The organism is Phyllobacterium sp. P5_D12, assembly GCF_054049495.1.
The window spans coordinates 1-8,746 of record NZ_JBFUMG010000169.1; the positions used below are offsets into that span (position 1 = coordinate 1).

At 56.3% G+C, this 8,746-nt stretch carries 9 protein-coding genes; 5 read left to right on the top strand and 4 right to left on the bottom strand.

All coding sequences use genetic code 11. The features are described from left to right. Window positions 1-183 (bottom strand): hypothetical protein (locus ACXJ5O_RS12985; RefSeq protein ID WP_457300248.1); only part of this gene is annotated, 183 nt, incomplete at its 3' end. A 266-nt stretch (window positions 184-449) separates the two neighbouring features. Between ACXJ5O_RS12985 and ACXJ5O_RS12990 the strand changes: the two genes are divergently transcribed. From ACXJ5O_RS12990 to ACXJ5O_RS13005, 4 genes are all read left to right on the top strand, one after another. Beyond that, window positions 450-998, top strand: a complete 549-nt coding sequence (locus ACXJ5O_RS12990; RefSeq protein ID WP_376772054.1) for a tetratricopeptide repeat protein — start codon at window positions 450-452, stop codon at window positions 996-998. A gap of 56 nt (window positions 999-1,054) precedes the next feature. Beyond that, window positions 1,055-1,681, top strand: coding sequence for an RNA polymerase sigma factor (locus ACXJ5O_RS12995; RefSeq protein WP_457300249.1), 627 nt, complete (start codon window positions 1,055-1,057; stop codon window positions 1,679-1,681). Next, window positions 1,678-2,478, top strand: a complete 801-nt coding sequence (locus ACXJ5O_RS13000) for an anti-sigma factor family protein (protein WP_457300250.1) — start codon at window positions 1,678-1,680, stop codon at window positions 2,476-2,478. The genes ACXJ5O_RS12995 and ACXJ5O_RS13000 overlap by 4 nt, the downstream gene beginning before the upstream one ends. An 80-nt stretch (window positions 2,479-2,558) precedes the next feature. Next, on the top strand, window positions 2,559-4,277 hold the full coding sequence (locus ACXJ5O_RS13005; RefSeq protein WP_457300251.1) for an AMP-binding protein: 1,719 nt from the start codon (window positions 2,559-2,561) through the stop codon (window positions 4,275-4,277). A gap of 33 nt (window positions 4,278-4,310) precedes the next feature. Here the strand turns inward: ACXJ5O_RS13005 and ACXJ5O_RS13010 are convergent, their stop codons facing one another. Together ACXJ5O_RS13010 and ACXJ5O_RS13015 are read right to left on the bottom strand one after the other, a co-directional pair. Beyond that, complete coding sequence (locus tag ACXJ5O_RS13010; protein WP_457300254.1) at window positions 4,311-5,123, bottom strand: alpha/beta fold hydrolase; 813 nt, start codon at window positions 5,121-5,123, stop codon at window positions 4,311-4,313. A 184-nt stretch (window positions 5,124-5,307) separates the two neighbouring features. Beyond that, window positions 5,308-5,667, bottom strand: coding sequence for a COG4315 family predicted lipoprotein (locus ACXJ5O_RS13015; protein WP_457300252.1), 360 nt, complete (start codon window positions 5,665-5,667; stop codon window positions 5,308-5,310). A gap of 197 nt (window positions 5,668-5,864) precedes the next feature. On the opposite strand from ACXJ5O_RS13015, the gene ACXJ5O_RS13020 reads away from it, so the two are divergent. Beyond that, the gene (locus tag ACXJ5O_RS13020; RefSeq protein WP_457300255.1) at window positions 5,865-6,296 is read left to right on the top strand and encodes a GFA family protein; all 432 of its coding nucleotides are present in this window, start codon (window positions 5,865-5,867) and stop codon (window positions 6,294-6,296) included. Window positions 6,297-6,303: 7 nt separating this feature from the next. Here the strand turns inward: ACXJ5O_RS13020 and ACXJ5O_RS13025 are convergent. Continuing rightward, a partial coding sequence (locus ACXJ5O_RS13025) for an autotransporter family protein (RefSeq protein WP_457300253.1) occupies window positions 6,304-8,746 on the bottom strand: 2,443 nt, incomplete at its 5' end.

Consider the following 8,746-nt stretch of genomic DNA (forward strand, 5'->3'; position numbering starts at 1 on the left):
ATCAAGGCTGTTGTCTGCAGCGCGCCTCGCGGCGTCGACGCGTTGCTTTGCTGCGTCGATTACAGAGAGAGCCTGGCGCTTGCCACCTGTCGACACGGTTGATCCCGCTTCGGTTCCTGCAATCAAGGATTGCAAAAACTGTCCGCTGGTCTCATCCACGCGCTCGACTGGTCTACCGTTCATGCCATACGCTTTTCGTTCACGAATTCACTTCATGCGAGCATAAATCCTCGTTCCTCTAAGCAGAACGCACCGGGACTCAAAATTCTTGCCGATATGAGTAAACAATTCCAGTTTCCGGCCGCTTCTGGAAAATCAATTGCGGCAATATTGTTTACGGCCTGCTGCAGGCCGATTCGTTTGCCGATAGTCCGTCTCGAATATTTGGCCCGATCTTCGAATAAATCGCGGCGCTGCGTGTTCTCCACATGTCAGATTGTCATTCGGAGATAGAACTCATGAAACACTCGATCACATCCACCCTGCTCGGCGCCAGCCTCGCCCTCGCTGCTTTTTCCATGCCGGCCTTTGCTGCCGGCGGCGGCGGTACCGACGATTCCGCCACGACGCCCACCTGCCCCAAGGGCCAGGTCTGGAGTTCCAAGGCCAAGAAATGCGTCAAGAAGACCAGCAGCGCCGTTCCGGACAAGGACCGCACCGAGTACGCCTACACGTTGGCCAAGGCCGGACGCTATCAGGAAGCACTGGAAATGCTCGATACATTGAAGAATCCGAACACCAAGGAAGCACTCAACTATCGCGGCTATGCCACACGCAAGCTCGGCCGCACCGATGAAGGCATCTCCTGGTACAAGAAGTCCGTCGCGCTCGATCCTAAATACGCAAAGGTTCGCGAATATCTTGGTGAAGCCTATGTCATCAAGGGTCAGCTCGATCTCGCCAAGGACCAGTTGATGACGATCAAGTCGATCTGCGGAACCACGTGCGAGGAATATCGCGATCTCCATGAGGCGATCGAGAAGCCCTCGAAGATCTGACCCGGCTATCGCCCGGCTGAAAGCGGTTGTGATTTGTTCACAAAGAAGGGATCAAGGTGACCATCGCTCATCGCCAACTTTCTGCTTATAGTCGGGCGACACCAGACGCGTCGTCAGTGGCGCATGTCCGCAGTGGACTTGTCTGGACGGAGGCAATCATCGCGAGCGAACACGAAATCCGGGCGAGCCTTGCCCAGTATCTCGGCCGGCTCTGGCGGTACGGTATTGTACTGTCCCGCCAGCGCGACGTTGCAGACGATCTCGTGCAGGCGACCTGTGTTCGCGCGCTGGAGCGCGCCAGCCAGTTCACGAGCGGGACAAGGCTTGATCGATGGCTGTTCTCGATCATGCATTCGATCTGGCTCAATGAGGTCCGCTCGCGCCGCATTCGCATGGGTAATGGTTTCGTCGATGCCGACGTAACACTTTCCTTCGACGGCGAACAGGAAACCGAAACGCATGTCATGGCCAATCAGGTCTTGCGTCAGGTAAATGAATTGCCGGAGGCGCAGAGGACCGCCGTGTTTCTTGCCTATGTGGAGGGTCTGTCCTATCGCGAGGTCGCGGAGGTCCTTGATGTACCAATCGGCACGGTTATGAGCCGCCTGGCAACGGCCCGTGCCAAACTCGCCGAACACGCCGATCCCGATGTGACGGCCAAACAGATGAAAGGAGGGAAATGATGGTTGATCTGAAACACGCCGAAATGCCCTCCGACGAAATGTTGGTCGCGTTTCTCGACGGCGAGCTTAGTGGTGAGGAGCGCGCGCGGATCGATAGGCTGATCAAGATCGATGAGGCTGTCGCCGCGCGATATGAATTCCTCTCGCGCAGTGAAATGGCCTTTTACGATGCGTTTCAACCGCTGCTCGAAAACGCCCCCACGGCAAAGCTGGAAGCTATCCTGGGCGGACTCCCTGCTTCGATCACCGACGAGCCCGCTTCAAGGGGCTTGAGCCGCCGCGGTTTCATGGCCGCAGCCATCGGGCTAGTCTTTGTCGGCGTCGCTGCCGATCGAGGTTTCATGGCGTTCAAGCAATCTTCCAGCGATCATAATGACGACTGGCGGGGAGTTGTCGCCGAATATCTATCGCTTTACACGCCCGATACACTCGCCAATCTCGATAGCGACGAGCAATCGCAAAGCGCGCAATTACAGAACGTAGGCGACGCGCTCGGCCTTTCGCTTCCTCTGCAGGCAGTGTCGTTGCCGGGCATCCCGCTCAAACGCGCGCAGGTTCTGCAGTATGATGGCAAGCCGCTTGGGCAGATCGCCTATCTCGATCCCGAACACGGACCTATGGCTCTGTGCATCGTTCAATCGTCGAGTGGACCGCGTTCGCCGCAAACCGAGCGGCGACACGGCATGAACGTCGTCTATTGGTCGGATCAAGCCCATGGTTACATGCTTATCGGCCGTAACACAGCGGATAAATTGAACGATTTGGCGGAGGGGGTGCGAACAGCGCTCGCCGCATAAGCTTTCATAAAAGCCGGTGGGTATTCCATGCTGATTGGACTACGGTAGGCATTCTGTGCATTTGACCTCGGAGGAATGTCATGCGCCCAGTCACCGAACCGACAGAAAGCGATGTTGCCAGACTAAGTCACGTGCGCGGTGCCGATGAGCCGCCATTGCTGGAAACCACCATCTCACAAACGCTCGATAGGGCGGCCTTGCGATGGCGCGAAACCGAAGCCGTTGTCTCGGTCCATCAAGATATTCGGTGGACTTATGGCGAGCTGAAAGCAAGAACCGATGCTTTCGCCGCTGGCCTGATCGCGTTGGGGCTGCAGCGCGGCGACCGCATTGGCATATGGTCGCCCAATAATGCGCAATGGGCATTGACCCAATTCGCTGCGGCAAAAGCTGGGCTTATTCTCGTTAATATCAATCCCGCCTATCGCCTCTCGGAGGTCGAATACACGCTGAACAAGGTAGGTGTAAAAGCGTTGGTTGCGCTCGAGCGGTTCAAGACGAGCGAATATGCCGAAATGATCGAAGCCCTCGCCCCGGAAATTTCCTCGGGTGAAGGGGAGATCAACTCTTCAAGACTACCCTGTCTGAAGCATGCCATCTTGATTGGAACACACGTTCGCCCCGGATGGATCGCGTTCGAAGATGTACCCAACCTCGCAACAAAAATTCACCGTGCCCAACTGTCAGACCGTGACGCAACAACGGGTTGCGCGGATCCGGTCAACATACAATTCACCAGTGGAACGACAGGTTTGCCCAAGGGCGCTACGCTTTCCCATCGCAACATACTCAATAACGGTTTTTTCGTGGGCCGAAGCGTTGGCCTGAATCCCGGAGACCGGCTCTGCATCCCCGTCCCGCTTTATCATTGCTTTGGCATGGTCATGGCAAATCTTGGCTGCGTCGTGCACGGCGCAACTATGGTCTATCCGTCCGAAGCCTTCGACCCGTTGGCGGTTTTGAGCACCATTGAAGCCGAGCGGTGCACGGCTCTTTATGGTGTGCCGACAATGTTCATTGCCGAGCTCGGACATCCTGAGTTCGAGCGCTTCGACCTGTCATCCTTGCGGACAGGATGTATGGCAGGCTCGCCCTGCCCCGTCGAGATCATGAAGCAGGTCATCGAACGCATGCACATGCGGGATGTCACCATCGCTTACGGGATGACCGAGACCAGTCCCGTCAGTTTCCAAAGTTCAGGCGAAGATCCGGTTTCCCGGCGGGTCTCGACGATCGGGCGGGTTCAACCGCATCTCGAATGCAAGGTCATCGATGTCAATGGTAATACCGTTCCTCGTGGCACGCCTGGCGAGCTCTGCACCAGGGGTTATTCCGTCATGATCGGCTACTGGGTTGATCCGGAAAAGACAGCTGAAGCAATCGACGAAGATGGCTGGATGCACACCGGTGACCTCGCGACCATCGATGACGAGGGCTATGGCAATATTGTCGGACGCCAAAAGGACATGGTGGTTCGCGGCGGCGAAAACATCTATCCGCGCGAAGTAGAGGAGTATCTGTTTCGCCACTCCAAGATCAAGGACGTTACCATCGTCGGCGTTCCTGATCCGAAGTTCGGCGAAGAACTCTGTGCCTGGATCATTTTGAAGACCGGTGAAGATGCCGACGAAGAAGAGATCAAGGCGTTTTGCCGTGGACAAATCGCCCATTACAAGGTGCCGAGATACGTCCGTTTCGTCGAAGCATTTCCTCTGACGGTAACAGGCAAGATCCAGAAATATCTTATCCGCAAACAGATGGCAGAGGAGCTTGGAATACAGGAGCAGAATACGGCCTGAAACCAGGCGGGCGCAGGCCCGCGACCTGCGGGATCAGTTATCGATGAAGTCGCGCACGGCCTTGTTGTAACCTTCCGGGTCCTGCAGCATGGCGAAATGACTGGCGTTGTCGAGGATGACCAGTTTGGCCCCCGGAATCGTCTTGGCCATGTATTCCGTATGCTCACGCGTAATCGCCTCGTCATGATCGCCAAGAACGATTGCCACTGGCGTCTTGATCTTCTTCAGATCGTCGTCACTCCAGTTGGGCTGGCTCGCCCACATGCCACTGATCTGTTCGACAAAGGCATCATATTGGTCCGGCGTGGGCGAAATCTTCTTGTAGATTTCGCCTGACTGATCAATATAGGCCGCGAAGGTCTTGTTTTTCATGACATCTGGATTGACGCCATCGACCTTGGAGTTGGCTGCCTGCGCGAAGAGTTTTGTCAGCCTCTCGGGGTGATTCATGGCGATGTCGAGACCAATTATCCCGCCGTCACTCCATCCAACCAGTGCAGTCTTGTCGACCTTCAGGAAATCGAGAAGCGCTATATAATCTGATGACATCAAATCATAGCTGTAAGGATCGGCATTGCGGGTCGAACGTCCATGGCCACGGCTGTCAGCAACAATCACCATATGGTCTTTTGCAAGGTCGGCCACCTGTGCACCCCAGATATCGGCATAGCCGAGACCGCCATGTATGAGGAGAACGGGTGGCCCCTTGCCATAGACGGCATAGTACATTTCGATGCCGTTGACTGGAGCTGTGCCGCTTTTCTCAGCCGCGGGCATTGGTGCTGGCGGGGGAAGCTTTTCCCAGCGTTCGGCGGCATGAACGCCACCTGAAACCAGGGCGAACATGAGGACGAGCGAATAGGCTAAGGATTTTAGGAACATCGTCTTCCCTCCAACGAACATGAAATGCGATGTTTCCATCCTAACGAAGATAGTCAAGTTTGGCGAATGCCGCACCGAATTTCTAGGAGCAGCAGACGCAACAAAAAAGGCGGCCCGCGAGCCGCCTTCGAATTATGCAGGAGGTGTCCTACTTGGCAACGTGCCAGACACCGCCGACGCCATCGCCAGTCATATCGCCGGCTTTCTTGTCCTTGGCGAACGTATAAAGTGGTTTGCCTTCATAGGCCCACATTTCCTTGCCCGCCGTGTCCTTGACCAGCGTCCATTCGCCTTCAGCCTTGGCCCCTTTGGCGGCATGGAATGCCGGCCAGTTTTTCAGGCATTTCTCATCGCAGCTCGATTTGCCGTCCTTGTCCTTGTCGAACGTATAGAGCGTCATGCCCTTCGCGTCGGTCCACATGTCGCCCATCTTTTTCGCAGGTTCTGCCGCGAAAGCAGACAGGCTGGTGGCGGCGAGAAATCCCATTGCGATCAAAATTGTCTTCATTGTTTTCACTCCCTCTTTGGGATTGCCAGCGGGGCGCTGACAGTGCCCGTTCTTAAGCGAACCAAGCCGTTCGCATCGAAGAATACTCTACCACATTTCGTTCCGAATTGAGGCACTGCATGCGCATTTTGCGCTTTGATTTGATACATTTGGTCTTGATTGCTAGGAATTCGATGACCGACATTCAGGAGTGGACAATGGATCTCGATATCAGCGAAATTAATGGCGCCTGCCACTGTGGATCAGTGCGTTTCCATGTCCGCCTGTCGAATGGTCTCCACACGGCACGCCGTTGCACCTGCAGCCTTTGCCGGATGCGTGGCGCTGTCGCCGTCTCGGCGAAAGTCGGTGATCTTGATATTCTGGCTGGTGAAGACAAGCTCAGCGTCTATCAATTCAACACGATGACGGCCAAACACTATTTCTGTTCCGGATGCGGTATCTACACACATCACCAGCGCCGGTCCAATCAGAGTGAGTACGGCGTGAATGTCGCCTGTCTCGAGGGGATCAGCCCTTTCGATTTTGACGAAGTGCCAGTCAGCGATGGCGTTCATCATCCGTCTGATAACAAGAAAGCCAACAAGACTGGTCCTGTTGGCGTTTTGCGATTTGTCCGCGCGGACTAGATCCTGATCACCATTTGACGGTCAGGCCGATATTGCCCTCGAATATCTTCTGTTCGGCGCCCTCGACGTCGAACGTGTAATCTGCCACGGCAAATGCGCTGACCTTTTCGGTAAAGTCGTGCACGATACCCGCGCCGAGTTCCAGCGAAGTCGACTCGCCTTCTGTGGTAATTGCATCCGGGCCAAAGAGTACTGAGTCCGTGGTGTTGAAACCGTGCCACAAATTGGCCTTGACGTAGGGCTGGAACAGCCCAGCCGAAGTTTGATATTTTCCCTGAATCCGGAAACCGAGCCGGCCTGTGAAGCCGTCATCACTATCGAATCCGACATCGGAAAAGGCGTCCGATTGATCGTCAAGCGAGATATTCTGCCATATGATCTGTGCCTGCGGCTCGATGGTCCAGCTTTCCGACAGCGGGATCGGGTAACCGCCTTCCAGCGATGCGGTAAAGCCCGTGCCGTCGATATCGATACCGACACCGCGTTCGGAGGTCGCATCGCCGCCAAACCACGATCCCATCAAAACGCCGTCCAGGTACCACCCACCAGGACCGATATGTGTCCAGTAGCCGCCGAAGCTCGTCGTATCAAGATTGAGGCTGCCGACATTCACACCATTCCACCCGACCGCCTGGCCTTTGACATCCGCGTCGAGATTCGAATAACCGAAGAACAGACCGGCTATATCGCGATGTCCGTTGTCGTGCTGCCAGCCGAGAATATCGAGACCTGCTTGTATGCCGTAGAGGTTCCCGTCAATGGATGGATCAACGGTTCCATCCCAGCTCTGTTCAGTCGATTGCCCGAAGGCGCGGCCCCAGGCGGCGGAGAAGTTCTCGCGCGAGTTTACAACGCCCTGTTCGCCCCGTCTTTCGTGGAATGTCCCGAGTGTTGCCAGTGCGGTTTGGCGCGCAGCCGGGGGTAAAGCGGAATAGAGAGGAACCTCTTCACGATATAGCGGAATTGATTCACCCGGATCCGCATGCACAGGTGTTGCGCCGGAATTGGGTGGTTCCACGCCCGGTCCGGGCGGTGCGATCTCGCCAGGTTCGGGGTCGGTTATTGCAGCAGCAATGCTGCCTGGCAACAGCGATGACCGAAGATACCAGTTCTCCGCCGATCCCGCGGACACACCGCCCTTGAAGAGCGCGTATTCGAAGGCGCCTGCCGCAACGGAATTGCTCAGGCTGAACGCAGACGCACTGGTGGTTGCACCGTTGACAGCCTGAACAACGAGAATGCCATCCTGTACAGTGCTGGCGCCGGCTCCGCCTAGATTTGTCACCGCAAGCCCGGTCGTTCCAGCGGCCGTGCCGCCGGAAATAACGAATTTGTCGGAAGCCGACGAATCATCGCCGAGCACCGTCTGCAACCGGATCGCGCCGCCGCTGCCCGTATAATTGCCAAGGACGGTAAACGTATCGGTTGCTCCACTCGAACCATTGGTGAGATCGATGGTCCCTGCATTGGTCACATTGGCGAGTTGCCCGGCCGCGAAGGGCGCAATTGCAGCATTGACCCCGTTGCCCGCGAGCAGCGTGCTTGTACCGTCGATCGAAAAGCTGCCGGTTGCCGTTCCGCTGTCACCGACCACGAAATTGCTGTCGAGCGTGAAGGCGGAACTGTTCGTGAGCGCGACGTTTTCCCAATTCACATAACGGCCGGACGTCGTCGCCGTCGTGTTGGAAAAGGTCAGCGTATCAGTACCGGCCTCCCCATTGACCGACGGTGTCGACGAGAGGGTTGCGTCGGTGAGATTCTGCAATGTTCCGGTGTCATTGCCCGCGCCGAGATTGATCGCCCCGCCGATCGTACCTGCGGTATCCCACGTAAACTGATCATTGCCGCCTGCCGTGGTGACCGTGCTGCCGATGGACCCRCCGGAGATGAAGATTCGATTGTCCCCGCTGCCGAGATCAACGAATGTGCCGATTGAACCACCCGAAAGTATCAGCAAGTCGCGGCCTTGCGTTGCAATCACAAAGCGGTCGATGACACCGCCCGACATGCGCATTTCATTGTTGGCCTGCTCGAGATTGACTTCGCCGATCTGCCCGCCCGTCATCGTGAAGAAATCGCCGGCAAAGAACTGGCCGATAATCCGGCCACCGCTGACTGTCGCCGTGTCGAGTTCGCTGCCCTGCTCGACTCGTTGAACCACACCGCCGGTCATGACGAAATTGTCGACACCGCCATTCTGGAAAATTGTGCCGTTGACCGTACCACCATTCAGCTGAAGACTATCGTTACCCCCGCCCTCACTGAGATCGCCATTGATCGTGCCGGAATTGATTACGACGGTATCGACCCCGGAATTGAACGTGACTGGTCCCGTGATCGTGCCCGTGCCTCCCGTGGGAAGTGTAAGCGAGTTGTTCCCGCCCGTATCCGTCAAGGGTCCGCCGGTCCCGCTGTCGCAAATATAAACGTCGTTTCCTGCTGTGGTGACG

What these genes read in the sequence shown, in the direction of transcription:
- ACXJ5O_RS13000 (WP_457300250.1), top strand. Translation starts at nt 1,678, where the DNA reads ATGATGGTTGATCTGAAACACGCCGAAATGCCCTCCGACGAAATGTTG.
- ACXJ5O_RS13005 (WP_457300251.1), top strand. Translation starts at nt 2,559, where the DNA reads ATGCGCCCAGTCACCGAACCGACAGAAAGCGATGTTGCCAGACTAAGT.
- ACXJ5O_RS13010 (WP_457300254.1), bottom strand. Translation starts at nt 5,123, where the DNA reads ATGTTCGCCCTGGTTTCAGGTGGCGTTCATGCCGCCGAACGCTGGGAA.
- ACXJ5O_RS13015 (WP_457300252.1), bottom strand. Translation starts at nt 5,667, where the DNA reads ATGAAGACAATTTTGATCGCAATGGGATTTCTCGCCGCCACCAGCCTG.
- ACXJ5O_RS13020 (WP_457300255.1), top strand. Translation starts at nt 5,865, where the DNA reads ATGGATCTCGATATCAGCGAAATTAATGGCGCCTGCCACTGTGGATCA.